Below are 17,300 nucleotides of genomic sequence, written 5' to 3'. Positions count from 1 at the left end.
GAGAATGAGAGAATGCGTGGGAGATTTTGAAGGCGAAATACAAAATCCCCATCGAAAAGTAAATAAGAGTGAAATAGAATTGAAGTGAATGAAAATTATTTAAACTGTATAGAGGGTGAAGAGTCAGGATGTGGGATATAAAAGAAGAAGATTTAGATAAGTTTAGGATGACATGTAAAGGGCGTTTAAGCCCTGAAGATGCTACAGGATTTATGTTTGGAGGAATACTATTTAGTTCAATAACAATTTTTTCTATTGTTTTATCAGCTGGTTGGGATTACTGCATGCTTCTCTTTAATATAGGAATTGTTAAGTTAGAAGTGTTCTTATATATCCTACAAATAATTTTTTTCGTTATTTATTCATTTCCGATAGCTCAATTTAAATTTCAAACCCTACAAACCCTACAAACCCTACAAACCCTACAAACTCTTGTCGTATTATTATATGCATTCCAAATGGCAACAATAGCTCCTACTGCTTTGACTGTTACTAAAATGGCTAATAATTCAATTGACTGGATTACAATAATGTATGTGGGTTTATTGCTTTTAGGAGCAGTGATTTTTCATATTTTGACAACAATTGATACGTTTAAACAAGCGAGTGAAGGTGCGTTTAGTATGGATGAAAGGTCTACTTCTTTCTTTAGTAAAACAAAAGGAAAGATGATGAAGTGGGCTACACTATACGCAGTAACTATTCTTATTTTGATATATTTTCATAATGATTATGGGTTTGATGATTTATTTATGTATGTAGTAGGGACCTTTTTAATGTATACGATAGCCATCGGTGCAGCTGAATTTCAGCTATTAGCATATTGCAGGTTTAAATTTCCGTCATTTAACATTTCATGGGAGCAACATAAAAGAGAGACTCCAAGATATCGAAAGAAAAATAAAAAAGGTAAATCGAAACGTAAGGCATAAAGAAAGTGCGTATTGTATGTTTTGATGATAGAAAAGTAATTATTTACAGGAGAGTATTTTAACTTCTAAAAGAAAATTTAATTATATAAGGTGATTAAAGTGATTAGAAGGTTATCTGATCGAAAATGTAGAGTGGGTAGTGTGATGATGAAATGAACACAAAAAAGGTTTCTAAAATGATTACTATCATAATAACAATCAGCCTACTACAAGCATGTAGTTTTTTTGAAAAAAAGATAGAATATGAGCCATTTGTCAAAGCTTTGGATGAAGGTGACATGAAAAAGGTTATGTCTGCGAGTGATGATGGGTATGCTTTTGTGGAACAAAGAGGCATATATAGTACATATGAACAAAAAGAAGATGGAGAACATAGAAATACAATCTATCAAACTTCGGAAGGAATATATAATACGAAAGATAAAAGTTTATATGGAAACACAACACAAGAAGTTACTTCAGCAGTAGACAGCAAAGATAATAAAGAAGAAGTTGTTTATCGTACCAATATTATGTATAAAAATGGGCAGGTACAAAGTCCGGAATCGAATCTGGATGTTTCATATGTGAACTTAATTGTAGATCGTTTAAAAGGGATAGGGAAACTAAAGATGAAGCCCGGGGATGATATAAAAAAGTTTGATCAGCCTAGTACTGTTGGATACAAACTAACTGAATTAGAGTTTCAGAGTATCATTAATGATAAGTTGAAAATACAATATGATGAATATGGTGGTGGATCAATCGCATTGCATATTGATTCTAAAAATGGTTCAAAGCAGATATTGGAAGTAAGTATTGTAATAAATTATAAGAAAAGAAATGATGAAGGCAAGTTAGTAAAATACATATCACAAATACATACATCTTTTGATAGTCACCAAGGCAATAACCAAGATGCAAAACAGGAATATATTGATTTTAAAGCACAGTATAATAAGAAGCAGTAATATTAAGAAGGGCATTTGCACGTAAAGATAATAGCGACATAGGTGTGATAAATGTTTCATAAATATAGTGGAAAGAATTTGAGGATAAACGCCCCAATTGATGGAGTAGATGCAACAATTGGGGCGTTTATCTATCTAAAATTAGCTTGAATACATGACATGTTTTAGTTAGGGGCATGGCTTTACAAGTAGTTTCTTCATAATAACGGTGTGGGGTTTTTGTGTAATCAGCTTTTATTGCTAAGTTACAACTATTTTCGTTTATAGAGTATCTCTTATTATCGATACATCGTCCACATTCCAATGTCTTTAAATCCTAGTCGTTTATAAATTCGTCCAGCAGCTGGATTGTTATAAAATAAACAAAGTGTTCGGTCTTCTTTCGTAAAGTCTTGGATCATTTTTTGTAATATGAGTGAAGCGTAACCATTTCCGCGATAATTCGGGTGTGTACATACACCAACTACCATAGCGGATAATGAATTTTCAGCGGAAGTAGAGGCGGATGCGATGATCACGCCATCTTTTTCAATATAGTATGTGCGTCCTGTATTTGTTTCGATAGCCTGCCTTAATATTTTCTCTGATTCATTGGTAGTCGGAAATTCAGCGATGTCACTTCGTAATTTCATAATTCGCTCTATATCATCTAGTGAGGCAAGTTTAATTGTTTCATGAATTGGTGTGCTAGGTAAGTTGTTGTCATTTAGACATTCGCAAAAATACATTTCATTTTTAGTACCTAGTTGTATATTTGAAGCAGTTTCAAATTGTTCTACGATAGTTGACTTACCAGAGAGTTTAAGTGGCTTATATGCGGAAAGAAGTGCCTCATAATCAGTGGTAATAAATTCTTCTTTACTATAGGGTATAAATGAATCGTGGAATCGGAGTAGAATTGATTTTAATGTTCCATTCTCTTTAAATACTCCCCATAATTCTTGAAAATCTGTGTCATAACCGAAAGCTTCAATATCTCCAATAATAAACAAGTTAAGGGCTGCTTCTTCTTTTAGATAAGCGAATACTTGTTCATGATCTTTCTTTGTTAATTTTCGCATCATAACGAATCGACCTCTTTTTTTATTTTTCTAAATATTATAACTTAAGTTTTTTGAAATCAATATAAAATTTTATGTTTAGTTCACAAACTTTCGGAAAAACTAGGAAAGATATGACAAAGGAGGTTATGAACGGTGGATCATCCAATTCAAGGGTTAATGAAAGCAGCAATGGAAAATTTAAAAGAAATGGTTGATGTAAATACGATTGTTGGAGAGCCTGTTCAAACGGCTGACGGTGGTGTGGTGTTAACTGTTTCTAAAGTAGCGTTCGGTTTTGGAGCAGGAGGTTCTGATTTCCAAACGAATGATGGACAAAGAGCGAACGGTAACCCTGCATTTGGTGGCGGTAGCGCGGGTGGTGTTTCGATTACACCAGTAGCATTTCTTGTGGTGAATAAAGATGGAGTAAATATTCTGCATCTACAAAATGCGACACATTTAGCAGAAAAAATGATTGAATTAGCTCCACAAACAATTGATAAAATTCAATCGATGTTCCAAAAAGAAGAAAAGAAAGAGGGAAATCATCATCCTCAAAACCCTGATGAAATCCTTTAAAAACGCCTGCTTATGAGCAGGCGTTTTTTCTTGTAATCACTATGTAATAAAACACATGAAATTGTAAATAGTTTTTGAAGTTTTTTCTATGTTTCTAAAATTTTTCATGTTAAAATATGCTATAGAATTGAAACATATAAAACGAAGGTGGCTAGGTGCTTTGTCTGGAGGATCTGACCAAGTAAAGAATATGATATATATTAATGGTAATCGTCGAGGTCATTGTTTTATTACATCAGGAATTACGTTTAAAGAGTTTGCGAGTAACATCCCTTCACCGCTTCATCAAGTGTTGCTTTTGAAGCACAACTTTGAATGGACGGATTTTCATTATCATACTTTATTTGAATATGTTGAGGAAGAAAATATACATAAGTTAATTCAAGCAGAGATTGATGAATTTGATGAATTTTGTTGGGTAGATTTTGATGATGCAAGCGATTTAGATGAATTAGAGCCGAAAGAAATTGCAGAATTATTATATTTGGCTCACAAAAAAGAACCACTTGCAAGAACATTCTTTCCGCTGTTGAAAAATAGATTTGTTTATTTTTCACATGATGACGGATGGTACAACAAAGTGTATTATCGTAGAATTGCTGATTTTGTAGGAATGTTAAGTAAAGTCATTCCGTATAAACTCGGTGCTTTCGGTAAGAAACGTTTTTCTTTCTTCCAAAAATCAAAAATTTTCCCAGCGATTTCAAAAGAATTGATTATGGGACTGATTCCACTAATGGAAGATGGTCTTTACATAGATCTAGCAGGGAAGATTGAGTCAAGAAGAGGTCTTGAAATTCCGGTATATGTAGTTGGTTCGTATGAAAGTACGGATGAGGTGTTAGATAATATCGATGAATTGAAAGAGGAAGCAACAGAAACAGGTTGGCTCATTTTTGATAAGAAAGAACAAGAGTGGCAATGGGTTGTTGACTAAGAAAACTTGGCGTATGAAGTCAAGTTTTCTTGTCATTTGAAAGGAGTACAAATGAAGAAATATTATACAATTGTGGGTATTATAAGTATTATTCTCGTGGCAATATTACTTATAACTTGTCCGAAAGAATCAGATTTTAAAGTGTATGTACAGGATAAGTATGCGTTGAATTGTAATGAGAGTAGTTTTGAATGCACGCAAAATGTAGATGGTAAAAAAGAAAAACTACAATTTGAAAGTACAGATGCACGAAATGGTGTATTCTTTATGACTGTAAAGCAAACATTTAAAACAGAAGCTGGTGTTTCAAAAGAATATAGCGGAGTAGGAATGTTTGGTACATTTCTTTTTGTTTCAGAGAAGACTTTCTAGTAATAGAAGGTCTTTTTTTTATGCTTATGTTCATATAGATGAAGTAAGACAAGCATAGGAGGGGTATTGATGAAGAACACATGTATTGTTTGTGGTGGTGAGGAGTTTTTTTCCTCAACGTTATATGCACGTACGAAACAAGATTGGGCATATGCACCAAACATGTATCGATTTGAAAAAGTATTTATTGAGCATCGAGATGAAGAAAATTATCCAGTGTTTCAAGAGATTACAGCGAAACATTGTTGTGGATGCGGTCATATTATGTTGTATCATGAATGAACACACCAAGTATGACTTGGTGTGTTTTTTTAAAACGCTGACAAAGCAAGCGGATAAAATAAAGTGAATAAAACAGAAAAACTACCAAAACCAATTGCTGTATATCCAAGTGTTCTTGCTCCGAAATTGACAGCTAATAGGCCAACTAAAATTGCTAGGGAGCCGAGCGTAACTGGATAAAAAGCAATGGAGAATAACGAAAGAAATAAAGCGACATAGCCTACCATTGCACCGGTATTTGTACCTTCTATCTCATTTGCAATTTCTTTACGCTTATGTCTAATTGGAATGCCAGCTGGTGATATTTCAGCTGCATACTCTTCGTTTTTTTCACCACTTTTAAAATGATGATTTCTCTTTCTTCGCATGTACATCCCTCTCTTTCAATTGGGTGTATCTATAGTATCTTTCAAAATGAGAAGAGCATGAGTATGAGTTAAACCCAAGTAAAGCAAAAATTGGAGAATACGCATTCCATCGTTAACATATCCATCTCCTATTGAAGATAAAGTGTGGGATTTTTTCCACTAGGACTGATTATCAGCCAGCCCCAATTGGATTTTTATGAGTAGTTCTCTCCCATTAACTGATCCGCATCCATTGAATTTTGAGGTAGGTGTCTTACTGCAAGCAGGATAAAACAGGAATTTTGGAAAATGATGTAGAATGAAATGAGTGATAATACGTGAAGGTAGGGGAATGTATGACAACATTTAATTGGCATGAATCAGCAGAGAAGAAATGGGATAGTAGCGCAGAGTTTTGGAATAAAAATAGTCAGGAAATGTGGGATAGCGGGAGTAGGAGTACAATTATTCCGTTTTTTGAACAATACGTGAAGAAAGAAGCACAAGTGCTCGATGTTGGTTGTGGTGATGGGTACGGTACATATAAATTAAGTAGCGCAGGCTATAAAGCAGTGGGAGTAGATTTATCGGAAGTGATGATTCAAAAAGGTAAGGAGCGCGGAGAAGGACCGAATTTATCTTTTATAAAAGGAGATCTTTCTGCATTACCATTTGAAAATGAGCAATTTGAATCAATTATGGCAATTAATTCTTTAGAATGGACGGAAGAGCCATTACGAGCGTTAAATGAAATAAAGCGTGTGTTAAAGAAAGATGGATATGCATGTATTGCAATTTTAGGACCGACAGCAAAGCCACGAGAGAACAGTTATCCTCGCTTGTACGGAAAAGATGTTGTTTGTAATACGATGATGCCTTGGGAATTTGAACAGTTAGCGAAAGAACAAGGTTTTAAAGTTATAGATGGCATCGGCGTATATAAGCGCGGAGTAAATGAGAAGATGTTAGGTCAACTACCTACAGAGTTACAACAATCGTTAACATTCTTATGGGTATTTATGTTAAAAAACGTATAAAGAAATGAAAGAATTTTTAGGAGGTAAATAAGTGCAGAAAATACAAAAAACTGATACAATATCATCAGAACCAATTAAAGGGGGACTAGGGTATATGACAACTACTACAACAGTGAAATCCGATATTGAAATCGCACAAGAAGCGAGTATGAAGAAGATTCAAGAAATTGCAGCTGATTTAAATATTTTAGAAGATGAATTAGAGCCATACGGGCATTATAAAGGTAAGTTATCTCTTGATATTTTTAAGCGCTTACAAGATGAGGAAGACGGTAAAGTTGTTTTAGTAACAGCGATTAACCCAACTCCAGCTGGAGAAGGTAAATCAACAGTAACAGTTGGTTTAGGTCAAGCTTTTAACAAAATTGGTAAGAAAACAGTAATTGCACTTCGCGAACCATCTCTTGGACCAACGATGGGATTAAAAGGCGGAGCAGCAGGTGGCGGTTTTTCACAAGTCGTACCAATGGAAGACATTAACCTTCACTTTACTGGAGATATCCATGCGATCACAACTGCCAATAACGCATTAGCAGCGTTTATTGATAATCATATCCAACAAGGAAACACACTTGGAATTGATACGCGTAAAATCGTTTGGAAACGCTGTGTTGACTTAAATGATCGTGCCCTTCGTAACGTAGTAATTGGTCTTGGTGGACCTGTACAAGGTGTACCACGTGAAGACGGTTTTGACATTACAGTAGCATCTGAAATTATGGCCGTATTCTGCCTTGCAACAGATATTCAAGACTTAAAAGCGCGTCTATCTCGCATCGTAGTTGCTTATAACTTTGCAAATCAACCTGTAACGGTTAAAGACTTAGGTGTAGAAGGTGCTTTGACACTATTATTAAAAGACGCATTAAAACCGAACTTAGTACAAACGTTAGAAAATACACCAGCTATTATTCATGGCGGACCATTTGCGAATATTGCTCACGGTTGTAACAGTGTTATCGCTACAACAATGGCAGCAAAATTAGGTGATTATGTTATTACAGAGGCTGGATTCGGTGCTGATTTAGGTGCTGAGAAGTTTTTAGATATTAAAGCTCGTGCAGCTGGCATTAAACCAGAAGCAGTTGTTATTGTTGCGACGATTCGTGCGCTTAAAATGCATGGCGGCGTTGCAAAAGATCAATTAAAAGAAGAAAATGTAGATGCATTAGCAAAAGGTATGGAAAACTTACAGAAGCATGTTGAAACAATTCAAAGCTTCGGTGTGCCTTTCGTAATTGCAATTAATAAATTCATTACAGATACAGATGCAGAAGTTACATACTTACAAGAGTGGTGTAATGAGCGTGGCTATGCAGTATCCTTAACAGAAGTTTGGGAGAAAGGTGGCCAAGGCGGAGTTGACCTTGCTGAAAAAGTACTAAAAGAAATCGAAAAAGGTGAAAACAACTACGCACCACTTTATGAATTAGAATTACCATTAGAAGAAAAAATTCGTACAATTGCTCAAAAAGTATATGGCGCAAAAGATATTGAATTTGCTCCGAAAGCACGTAAGCAATTAGCTCAATATGAAGGAGAAGGTTGGAGTAATCTACCAGTTTGTATGGCGAAAACACAATACTCTCTTTCTGACGATGCAACAAAATTAGGTCGTCCATCTGACTTTATCGTTACAATTCGTGAGCTAAAACCATCGATCGGTGCAGGCTTTATCGTTGCGTTAACAGGTACAATGTTAACAATGCCAGGTCTTCCAAAACAGCCAGCAGCACTTCAAATGGATGTAAATGAAGATGGAAAAGCAGTAGGTTTATTCTAAAAGGTTGTAATTCATCTCGTTTATCTGTAAACTATATATACATCAAGTGGCGCCTTTCCATCGAAAGGCGCCTGTTTTTTGGAGGAAATTATGTTTGATCCAACTGCTTTTGACAATTTAAAAGTAATCGTAGAAGGTGCTGTGTATGATTTTGATCTACATGGAGATATTCTTGTAACAGATCGAAAAGATATGATGGATCTTGCTTCATTAAGTCGTATATATCATATCTCATTTCAATTAACAGAACCGTTTGAACCATTAGTAGAAGCAACATTTTCATTATCTGTGGATGCAAAGAACTTGTCTGGTGAAATACTAGAAGTGCCTCAGTTTACACCAGGTTGTGAGATGAAGCTAGCATTTTCATTCCCGTTAGAACAACCAGAAGTAAAATGTGAAGAAATTGAAACATTAATGCGTTCTATATGGGGAAAAGAAAGAATGATTATGCAGAAAGTTTCATACGAATATAATAAGCAAGCGATTTCATATCATAATAAGGTAGAGGTTCTATTTCAAAAAGCGATTACAGAAGACCATGTTGATGATTTAATAGCTGTTATTTCACACATGATAGAAACGGTGCGAACAATACAGCATTTTCTTCAAAAATAGAGATAAAGGAGAAAAACAAATGATAAAAGATATGCAACCATTTTTACAACAAGCTTGGGAGAAGGCTGGTTTTAAAGAGTTAACTGAAATTCAAAAACAAGCGATTCCAACTATTTTAGAAGGACAAGACGTTATAGCTGAATCTCCAACTGGAACAGGAAAAACATTAGCGTACTTATTACCCCTTTTACATAAAATTAATCCTGAAGTAAAACAGCCACAAGTTGTTGTTTTAGCGCCAACACGTGAACTTGTAATGCAAATTCATGAAGAGGTTCAAAAGTTTACAGCAGGAACTGAAATTTCAGGTGCATCTTTAATTGGTGGTGCAGATATTAAGCGCCAAGTTGAAAAATTAAAGAAACACCCAAGAGTAATTGTCGGTTCACCAGGCCGTATTTTAGAATTAATTCGTATGAAAAAGCTAAAAATGCATGAAGTAAAAACAATTGTATTTGATGAGTTTGATCAAATTGTAAAGCAAAAAATGATGGGCGCAGTGCAAGATGTAATTAAATCAACGATGCGCGATCGTCAATTAGTATTCTTCTCGGCGACAATGACAAAAGTGGCAGAAGATGCGGCACGTGATTTAGCAGTTGAGCCACATTTAGTACGTGTAACACGTGCAGAGTCAAAAAGCTTAGTTGAGCATACGTATATCATTTGTGAGCGACGTGAGAAAAATGATTACGTAAGAAGAATTATGCATATGGGCGATGTAAAAGCAGTTGCTTTCTTAAACGACCCATTCCGTTTAGATGAAATTACTGAGAAATTGAAATTCCGTAAAATGAAAGCGGCAGCTCTTCATGCAGAAGCAAGTAAACAAGAGCGTGAAGCAACAATGCGTGCATTCCGCGGCGGGAAATTAGAAATTTTACTTGCTACTGATATTGCAGCACGCGGTATCGATATTGACGATTTAACCCATGTAATTCACTTAGAATTACCAGACACAGTAGACCAATATATTCACCGCTCTGGACGTACTGGACGTATGGGTAAAGAAGGAACTGTTGTATCTCTTGTAACACCGCAAGAAGAGCGCAAATTACTACAATTTGCGAAAAAACTAGGCATCGTATTTACGAAGCAAGAAATGTTCAAAGGATCATTTGTAGAAACAAAACCGAAAGCACCAAAGAAAAAGAAACCAGCATTTACTGGGAAGAAAAAGCCTAGATAAATGATGAGGAAGACGTAACTATTTGTAGTTACGTCTTTTTTGTTTGTAAACAAGCGATAATGGGAATTGTATTAGTGTTTTTAATGTGCCTATCATATATATGCTTCTACTGGGAGTATCGAAAAAAGGGTAGTTTATTTATTTGGTTTATACGAGGAAATAATATAAAAAAAGTCGAATATTAAACTGACACGAAATAATAAAAAGAAGGTACATATATGGATAGGAAATTAGGAATGTTTTTAAATACGAAACATATTGAAGTAAACGAAGGAATACAAAAAGCAAGGGAATGGGATTTAGAATATATTCAATTATATGCTATGAATAAAAACTTTAACTTAGCTAATATCTCAATGGTAGAATGGAATGCTTTAAAGAAAAGCTTATCTTTTAATGGAATAAAGATTCCATCATTAGCAATTAGTTTTGGAGAAAATGGAATTATGGTAATAGAAGCTGAGAGTGCAATAGATCAGTTTAAATATATTACTGACAGAGGTTTGGGGCTTGGGGCAAAGATCATAACAGCTCATATTGGGAAAGTTCCAGATGATGAAAAAAGTGCCTACTATGATAAAATGGTACGGGTTTGTTATGAGATAGGGGAATTAGCGTTCAAATTTGGAGGATTCTTCGCCATTGAGACGGGATCTGAAAAAGCAATAGTATTAAAACGATTTTTAGAAACTGCAAACTCGAAAGGACTAGCTGTTAACTTTGACCCAGCAAATTTAATAAGTGATGTAAATGAAAATCCGGGAGAAGGTTTATTACTATTAAAAGATTATATAGTACAAACTCATATTAAAGATTGTAAAGAAGTGAAAAGAGATCGTTCAACTAAGTATATAGAAGTCGCAGCAGGGAATGGTGAAGTAGATTTCGATATATTCTTCAAAGTATTAGATAAAATTGGATTCGACGGATATAACATGATTGAAAGAAATGATTATTTTGATGAACTGGATGGGATGAGTCAGTCGATAAATTTTGCAAAGAAGTACATACCAACTCAAAAGGAATAACGATAGTATTTGTAGAAAGCTACATAGAATATAAAAACCATTAGGGGGAAATGTAATGATCCATAAAGTAGGACAAATTATGTTATATGTAAATAATCAAGATGAGGCAGTAAATTTTTGGACGGAAAAGGTAGGGTTTCATGTAGTAGCAGAGGAAGATAACAAACAAGGAATGAGATGGATTGAAATTGCTCCGACTAACGGTGCAGAAACGAGCATTATATTACATAATAAAGAAGTTATTTCTAAAATGAGCCCAGAATTGAATCTTGGTACACCGTCCTTAATGTTCTTCTCAGAAAATCTTGATCAATTATATACAGATTTAACAAATAAAAATGTTACTGTTGGAGAAATGGTAACTATGCCTTCTGGTAAAGTGTTTAACTTTGCTGATAGCGAAGGGAATTATTTTGCGGTTATGGAGAAGAACCAATAATAATATTGCTATGTGAAAATCCCCCTCAAATATATTTGAGGGGGATTAAATTTTTGAAGTGGATTTTTCATTAGAGAGTTGTTTAATAAAAAATACTCCTTTTTCAATCGCTGTCTCAATATAGCCAACGATTTGGTCAAACGTAAATACCTGTAAGTCTTCATGCAAATGTTGCTTTGGATACAACATATCTTCAAAAAGATACTTTCGAAAAGCTAAAACGTTTTCTTTAGAAACCTCTTCAATATCCACAATGTGAGCCTCTTGATTGAGAAGAGAGAAAAGCTGTTGTTCTTGATCGTAATGATGAAGCAACTTTGCATTTAACAATTTAAAATCGTTATAGTACAGGGGTGCGATAGTTTCGTCATTCTCTATTCTATTTTTTAGCCAAGGTAGAAAAAATCCACTTAGCCAATTATCATCGGCAATGAGGTGGGTATAATAGCCTAAAATAAATGGGGAATCTATATGTGATTCATATTTATGAAAAAATGAATCATAATCTATTCTTCTCGTATAGTTCTTCGTTGTACCGGCATAAAAATGTGAGGTTCCTTTTTCTTTTTTTGAATGAACAGCATCAGGGGCTACAGCTCCAAGTAAGAAAGAAGTCTTATCGTGAATTGATAGTTTTTTAGCAATACCACTAGCGATAATAACATGCATAATTCGTGATCCCATGAATGCCACCTCTGTTTCCAGTATTCATTTCAGGAAGAGGACTAAACAGTTAGTATTACTTTCCCTGTACTTTTTCTACTTTCGACCCATTCATGTGCTTTCCCTGCATTTTGAAGTGGAAAAGATTTCGTAGGCTTAATTTGTAAACGTCCGTCACGCAAATAACGGAAAACTTCATTTGCAGTTTCTTGGAGCAGTTCAGGACGCTTTTTTCGTGTGGTTCCAAAGCTAAAACCGAGTATAGAGCGACAACTTGCATGTAAATCTTTCGTTTGAAAGTTACCAATTTCACCGCTAGCATTACCGAAATGAACGAGGCGACCGTAATAAGCAAGGCAGTTTAAACTTCTTTCAGAAACAGTTCCAGAAATAGAGTCCAAAATGATATTCACTCCTTCTCCGTTTGTCAGCCCATTGACTTTCTCTACAAAATCTTCAGCTTGATGACAAATTACATAATCAGCTCCAGCATCTAAAGCGATTTTTCTTTTCGTTTCACTTCCGACAGTACCGATAACTATCCTAGCCCCTAATAGTTTTGCAAGTTGAATTGCTGTAGTACCAATCCCGCCAGCAGCTGCATGAATGAGTACAGATTCACCTTTTTGAATCCTTGCAACATTAGCGAGTAAATTATAGCTTGTAAAAGATACGATCGGACAAGCAGCTGCAGTTTGAAAGTCGACTTCATGGGGTAAAACGAAAGTAAGATTTTCATTTGCAACAACGTATTCTGCGTAAGATCCATTTTGAGGAAAAGCAATGACACGTTGTCCAGGGTGAATATTTTTCACATGAGAACCGACACGTTCTACAATACCAGTGGCATCTATACCTGGAATAAAAGGTAGTGCTTTATTTCCTTTGTTGCCATAACGTGATTTAATATCAGCGAAATTTACACTAGTAGCAACTACGCGAATTAAAACTTGATCTTCTGAAATAGCCGGTATATCAAAATCTGTATATTTCATCACTTCAGGACCACCGAACGACGTTACAACGATAGCTTTCATTATATGTCCTCCTAAATTTGACTATATAAATTATTTTAAATCTTTATCAGAAATTGGAAAATTATATAATAGTTATGTGTGGTTATAAGTGAAGCTTATGAACTCAGTGGATCATTATATTAATTTATATAAAAAACTTTTTCGGAAAAATCGAACGAAATATGAATTACCTGCCAATATATAGTGTAAGACAAAGGAGGGCTGGAATATGAAGGGTGAAATAGATTACGCACATTTAATTCAATTAACTTTATCAGGCAATAAAGAAGCGTATAGCGAATTGTATGATGTAACGATTCAAGAAGTATATAAAACAGCACATTTTTTAATTGAAGATAAAACGGATGTAGATGATGTCGTTCAAGAAGTATACATACAGCTATATGAATCGCTTCGTAAATATGATAGCGAGAAGCCATTTCGCCCTTGGCTAATTGGGCTTGTGATTAAACAAATTCATTCTTATAGAAGAAAGAGGTGGATGCGACTACGAATTATAAAAAAAGCAGAAGAGCAAAGAAAGCCAGTGCAAATTGATTTTTCTAACGATGTTGTAAGTAAAATATCAAACCAAAAACTAATCGAACTCATTCATAAATTACCGTATAAATTGAAACAAGTTATTATCTTAGGATACTTACACGATTATTCACAAGAAGAAGTAGCACAAATATTACATATTCCAATCGGTACAGTGAAATCTAGAATTCATGCGGCATTAAAGAAACTACGTCAAAAAGAGCAAGTAGAAGAAATTTTTTTAGGAGAGGTAGGGAATGTGAAATGAGTTTAGATTGTAGAGTTAGGGAATCTATACAAGAAGAAGCAAAGGGTATTGTTGCCCCGCCGGATTTAAAAGAAAAAGTAATCGTGCAAATAAAAATGAAGCACGGCGGGAGTAAGAGGAAGAAACGCCTTATCGCAGGAGTACTTGCAGCAGCTCTTTTAATCCCGACGACAGGTTTTGCGTACCAATCTATTATGGCGGATGGTATATATGGATCTTTTGAGAATTTAAAAAAACATGCCGGAGCAATGACATTAGAAACGTACATGCGTTTTAATGCAAAATTATCAGAAGCGAAAGATGAAATGGGTGCGAAGGAATATGAAGAGTTTACAAAAGAACTGAAAAAATTAACTAATGCAAAGCTTGCGTACGGAGATTCGAATGGTAATATAGATTATGATGGATTATCACCAGCAAAAAGAGAAGAAATGAAAAAGGTAAGTATGGGCCTTCAACCATACTTTGATAAATTAAATGGTCATAAATCTAGTAAAGAAGTATTAACGCAAGAAGAGTTTGATCGCTATATGGAAGCTTTAATGACACATGAAATAGTACGAGTGAAGATAAAATCAACTGGTGCAATAAAAATAGAAGAAGTACCTGAGGCGTACAAAGAAAGATTTATTAAAGCAGAGCAGTTTATGGAGTATGTAAATGAAAAGGTGCGATAAGTAAAAAGCTCAAAGCTTTAGCTTCGAGCTTTTTTTATTGAAAGAAAATAAAGTATTCAATTATATTTTTTCATCGTTGCATTGTCCTTTTGTATAAAACAATCTAAAAGGGAATAACCAGCTATTAAACTAATAATCGTAACAAAAGTTGTATTTATTAGAATAATATTAACTAAATAAGGTAGGTATTCGGCAAGTGGTGAAAAGAGTAGTGCTGGGGAAAAGGAAATGAATAGTGTAGGCACTGTAATAGCAATAAATTTATCCGGTTGAAAGCTCCAGTTTTGTTTACTCGTTTCGCGATTAATAGATTGAAGGAATCGTAATAAAATGCCAACTATAAGAGGGAAGAGTGTAAAGTAGAATAATCTTGGATAAACGTTAAAGTTCACTTGTGCATCTGTATCTAAATAAAATTGAATTTTTACTCCTACAAATAATAATAAGACGATAAATAATGTGAAGCAGAGGTATAGCATCAATTTTTGCATTATATTCCACCATCCTTTACTCAAAATATATTCAAAAAAAGAAGAGATATACAATAACTACTGTTGTATATCTCTTCTTTTACTGTTAGTTAATAGTGGAGTTTGCTTTTTCTTGCTTCGTGAAATAATCAATAATGCCCATTGCGCTAATTTCTATATCTAAATGTAAAATATTATAAACGGAATGATCTGATGGAACGTTTAACTTTGTAAGATGAGAAGAGATTTTATCCATTAACAAAGTTTGTAAAGCTTTAGTCGCTTCATCGAAATCATTATACTTGTTAAAGACTTCCTTACCAGTCTGAACGAAAATAGGTAGCCAATGTTCCAATTGATTGTATACTTCTGTAACATGAGAGGATGCGCCGTAATGACCGAAATAAATAGTATCTACATTCATGCTTTGAATGTGATTTTTAGAAGCAATCATCGCATCTGGTTGGAATTGTGAAGGGGACGTTGATGGTAGATATAACTCTACATCAACGTCTGCGAGTTCTCTATAATAAATTCCAATTGTATCGCCAGTAAAAATCCCGTTTGTTAATGAATCGTGAATGCTAATATGGTGCTTCGCATGTCCTGGTGTATCATAAAATGTAAGGGTGCGGTCTTTTGCAATTTTTAACGTATCACCATGTTGTACAATATGAACACGTTCTTCTTCAATTGGAAGAATTGGGTAAAAGAGTTTATCGAAATCTTCTTTGTAGACAGCTTTTGCACCTAAAATAAGTTTTGTTGGATCAATCATATGACGAGCACCACGAGAATGCACATATAACGTAGCATTTGGACACTGTTCCATCATTAAACCAGCTGCGCCAGCGTGATCTAAATGCACATGTGTAACGATAATGTTTTTAACATCGTTTAAATCAATATGTAATTGTTGTAAGCCGTCTAAAATATACGGAAGAGAAGGGGCTGCACAAGTTTCAATTAAAGTAATATCGTCACCTAATAAAACGTACGTACCTGTTCGTTCATTATGCTGTAAATCGAAATCATCAATAAGATATAGGTGAGAAGATAATTGCTCTACTTTTTTCATAGTTACCACTCCTTATATACTGCATGTTTTTATTATACGCTAAAATAGAAAAAAGGCAGAAAACGAAGCTCGTCTTCTGCCTTTTTGTAATATTATTATTTCGTTTGTTGTTTATTAATAGACATAATGAATAGTCCAACAATCCCGCCTACTAATGGAAGCATAATCTCTCCTGCTAAATTAAAGTAGGAGCTTAAGAATAAACCATTTACATCGATTACCCAGCCAGTAACATACAATAACATCATATATAGTACGAAATAAAACTCGCGATTTGAAATCGTTTCATGTTGTGCAGTTTTCATAATGAACACCATCCTTTTCTTTTATAATGGAATATAAACTGTCACATTTTGTTCACATTTCAATTGTAAAACTTTCCATCATAAAAGTCTAGTAGTTTGTGTCGAATTTTCGAACAGAAATAAAGCGCTATCATTACAACTTATAAGTACGTAATAAGAGCTGTATATTCACGAATGTAGTATAGTATAAACATAGAATGATAGTGAAGAGAGGGGCAAAGACAATGACAGTTTATGATTTTTCAGCTAAAACAATTACAGGTGAAGAAAAATCGTTAAAAGATTACAAAGGAAAAGCACTTCTTATTGTCAATGTAGCTAGCAAATGTGGTTTCACACCACAATATAAAGGATTACAAGAGGTATATGATAAATATAAAGACCAAGGACTCGAAATACTCGGATTTCCTTGTAACCAATTCGGGGGACAAGAACCAGGTACAGAAGCGGACATTACTAGTTTTTGTGAATTAAACTACGGTGTAAACTTCCCGATGTTTGCAAAGGTTGATGTGAAAGGTGATAAGGCTCATCCTTTATATACATACATGACAGAACAAGCACCAGGTTTACTCGGTATGAAAGCAGTGAAATGGAATTTTACGAAGTTTTTAATCGGAAAAGACGGGAAAGTAGTAGGGCGTTTTGCGCCGCAGACGAAGCCGGTAGATTTAGAAGTTGAGATTGAGAAGGTACTTGGAGAATAATTAGGAGTTTCACTTTATTAAAAAACGTCTCAAAGAACAA

Annotated in this window: 22 protein-coding genes; 15 read left to right on the top strand and 7 right to left on the bottom strand. The window is 34.6% G+C overall.

The genetic code is table 11. The features are described 5' to 3' along the window. Positions 1–128: 128 nt before the first annotated feature. Complete coding sequence (locus ACTFR3_RS06485; protein WP_440044282.1) at positions 129–932, top strand: hypothetical protein; 804 nt, start codon at positions 129–131, stop codon at positions 930–932. Positions 933–1,108: 176 nt separating this feature from the next. Beyond that, complete coding sequence (locus tag ACTFR3_RS06480; RefSeq protein WP_440044281.1) at positions 1,109–1,882, top strand: DUF3952 domain-containing protein; 774 nt, start codon at positions 1,109–1,111, stop codon at positions 1,880–1,882. A 278-nt stretch (positions 1,883–2,160) separates the two neighbouring features. On the opposite strand, the gene ACTFR3_RS06475 is transcribed toward ACTFR3_RS06480, so the two are convergent. Next, positions 2,161–2,946 (bottom strand): GNAT family N-acetyltransferase, encoded by a 786-nt coding sequence (locus tag ACTFR3_RS06475; RefSeq protein WP_000984754.1) that lies wholly within the window; start codon positions 2,944–2,946, stop codon positions 2,161–2,163. 132 nt (positions 2,947–3,078) lie between these two features. Here ACTFR3_RS06475 and ytfJ point away from each other — a divergent pair, with 132 nt between their 5' ends. The 4 genes from ytfJ (at position 3,079) to ACTFR3_RS06455 (ending at position 5,095) form a co-directional block, all read left to right on the top strand. Then, positions 3,079–3,504 carry a GerW family sporulation protein gene (ytfJ, locus tag ACTFR3_RS06470; protein WP_000349991.1) on the top strand — a complete coding sequence of 142 codons (426 nt, stop codon included), beginning with the start codon at positions 3,079–3,081 and terminating at the stop codon, positions 3,502–3,504. Positions 3,505–3,664: 160 nt separating this feature from the next. After that, positions 3,665–4,441: an oxalate:formate antiporter gene (locus tag ACTFR3_RS06465; RefSeq protein ID WP_000014087.1), complete on the top strand. Its 777-nt coding sequence runs from the start codon at positions 3,665–3,667 to the stop codon at positions 4,439–4,441. Between the two features lie 51 nt (positions 4,442–4,492). Continuing rightward, a complete protein-coding gene (locus tag ACTFR3_RS06460; RefSeq protein ID WP_000761174.1) occupies positions 4,493–4,813 on the top strand; it encodes a hypothetical protein in 321 nt (106 codons plus the stop codon). 69 nt (positions 4,814–4,882) lie between these two features. Beyond that, positions 4,883–5,095 carry a hypothetical protein gene (locus tag ACTFR3_RS06455; protein WP_000798747.1) on the top strand — a complete coding sequence of 71 codons (213 nt, stop codon included), beginning with the start codon at positions 4,883–4,885 and terminating at the stop codon, positions 5,093–5,095. A gap of 29 nt (positions 5,096–5,124) precedes the next feature. Here the strand turns inward: ACTFR3_RS06455 and ACTFR3_RS06450 are convergent, their stop codons facing one another. Next, the gene (locus ACTFR3_RS06450) at positions 5,125–5,463 is read right to left on the bottom strand and encodes a hypothetical protein (protein ID WP_001253200.1); all 339 of its coding nucleotides are present in this window, start codon (positions 5,461–5,463) and stop codon (positions 5,125–5,127) included. A 335-nt stretch (positions 5,464–5,798) separates the two neighbouring features. Between ACTFR3_RS06450 and ACTFR3_RS06445 the strand changes: the two genes are divergently transcribed. From ACTFR3_RS06445 to ACTFR3_RS06420, 6 genes are all read left to right on the top strand, one after another. After that, positions 5,799–6,479 carry a class I SAM-dependent methyltransferase gene (locus ACTFR3_RS06445; RefSeq protein WP_000206577.1) on the top strand — a complete coding sequence of 227 codons (681 nt, stop codon included), beginning with the start codon at positions 5,799–5,801 and terminating at the stop codon, positions 6,477–6,479. Positions 6,480–6,573: 94 nt separating this feature from the next. Next, positions 6,574–8,262: a formate--tetrahydrofolate ligase gene (locus ACTFR3_RS06440; protein ID WP_013141915.1), complete on the top strand. Its 1,689-nt coding sequence runs from the start codon at positions 6,574–6,576 to the stop codon at positions 8,260–8,262. A 90-nt stretch (positions 8,263–8,352) separates the two neighbouring features. After that, positions 8,353–8,880 (top strand): hypothetical protein, encoded by a 528-nt coding sequence (locus tag ACTFR3_RS06435; RefSeq protein WP_000460219.1) that lies wholly within the window; start codon positions 8,353–8,355, stop codon positions 8,878–8,880. Positions 8,881–8,899: 19 nt separating this feature from the next. Beyond that, a complete protein-coding gene (locus ACTFR3_RS06430; RefSeq protein WP_440044280.1) occupies positions 8,900–10,069 on the top strand; it encodes a DEAD/DEAH box helicase in 1,170 nt (389 codons plus the stop codon). A gap of 218 nt (positions 10,070–10,287) precedes the next feature. After that, entirely contained in the window at positions 10,288–11,097 is an 810-nt protein-coding gene (locus tag ACTFR3_RS06425; protein WP_440044279.1) for a sugar phosphate isomerase/epimerase family protein, read from the top strand. 55 nt (positions 11,098–11,152) lie between these two features. Continuing rightward, positions 11,153–11,536 (top strand): VOC family protein, encoded by a 384-nt coding sequence (locus tag ACTFR3_RS06420; RefSeq protein WP_000581478.1) that lies wholly within the window; start codon positions 11,153–11,155, stop codon positions 11,534–11,536. 45 nt (positions 11,537–11,581) lie between these two features. Here the strand turns inward: ACTFR3_RS06420 and ACTFR3_RS06415 are convergent, their stop codons facing one another. Next, entirely contained in the window at positions 11,582–12,220 is a 639-nt protein-coding gene (locus tag ACTFR3_RS06415) for a zinc dependent phospholipase C family protein (RefSeq protein ID WP_025688276.1), read from the bottom strand. A gap of 41 nt (positions 12,221–12,261) precedes the next feature. Next, positions 12,262–13,236: a quinone oxidoreductase family protein gene (locus tag ACTFR3_RS06410; RefSeq protein WP_440044278.1), complete on the bottom strand. Its 975-nt coding sequence runs from the start codon at positions 13,234–13,236 to the stop codon at positions 12,262–12,264. A 208-nt stretch (positions 13,237–13,444) separates the two neighbouring features. Between ACTFR3_RS06410 and ACTFR3_RS06405 the strand changes: the two genes are divergently transcribed. Together ACTFR3_RS06405 and ACTFR3_RS06400 are read left to right on the top strand one after the other, a co-directional pair. Next, on the top strand, positions 13,445–14,023 hold the full coding sequence (locus ACTFR3_RS06405; RefSeq protein ID WP_440044277.1) for a sigma-70 family RNA polymerase sigma factor: 579 nt from the start codon (positions 13,445–13,447) through the stop codon (positions 14,021–14,023). Continuing rightward, positions 14,020–14,700, top strand: a complete 681-nt coding sequence (locus ACTFR3_RS06400; protein WP_440044276.1) for a DUF3600 domain-containing protein — start codon at positions 14,020–14,022, stop codon at positions 14,698–14,700. The genes ACTFR3_RS06405 and ACTFR3_RS06400 overlap by 4 nt, the downstream gene beginning before the upstream one ends. Before the next feature lie 56 nt (positions 14,701–14,756). Here the strand turns inward: ACTFR3_RS06400 and ACTFR3_RS06395 are convergent, their stop codons facing one another. The 3 genes from ACTFR3_RS06395 to ACTFR3_RS06385 form a co-directional block, all read right to left on the bottom strand. Beyond that, complete coding sequence (locus ACTFR3_RS06395) at positions 14,757–15,191, bottom strand: hypothetical protein (RefSeq protein WP_001170914.1); 435 nt, start codon at positions 15,189–15,191, stop codon at positions 14,757–14,759. A gap of 85 nt (positions 15,192–15,276) precedes the next feature. After that, positions 15,277–16,248: an MBL fold metallo-hydrolase gene (locus ACTFR3_RS06390; RefSeq protein WP_440044275.1), complete on the bottom strand. Its 972-nt coding sequence runs from the start codon at positions 16,246–16,248 to the stop codon at positions 15,277–15,279. A 95-nt stretch (positions 16,249–16,343) separates the two neighbouring features. Further along, positions 16,344–16,553 carry a DUF3925 domain-containing protein gene (locus ACTFR3_RS06385; RefSeq protein WP_000844984.1) on the bottom strand — a complete coding sequence of 70 codons (210 nt, stop codon included), beginning with the start codon at positions 16,551–16,553 and terminating at the stop codon, positions 16,344–16,346. Between the two features lie 224 nt (positions 16,554–16,777). Between ACTFR3_RS06385 and bsaA the strand changes: the two genes are divergently transcribed. Next, the gene (bsaA, locus tag ACTFR3_RS06380) at positions 16,778–17,260 is read left to right on the top strand and encodes a glutathione peroxidase (protein WP_000219440.1); all 483 of its coding nucleotides are present in this window, start codon (positions 16,778–16,780) and stop codon (positions 17,258–17,260) included. The last annotated feature ends 40 nt before the right edge of the window (positions 17,261–17,300 follow it).

The organism is Bacillus cereus group sp. MYBK14-1, from assembly GCF_051916885.1.
Taxonomy (GTDB): Bacteria; Bacillota; Bacilli; order Bacillales; family Bacillaceae_G; genus Bacillus_A; species Bacillus_A cereus.
This window is presented reverse-complemented; position numbering and strand designations above follow the sequence as displayed.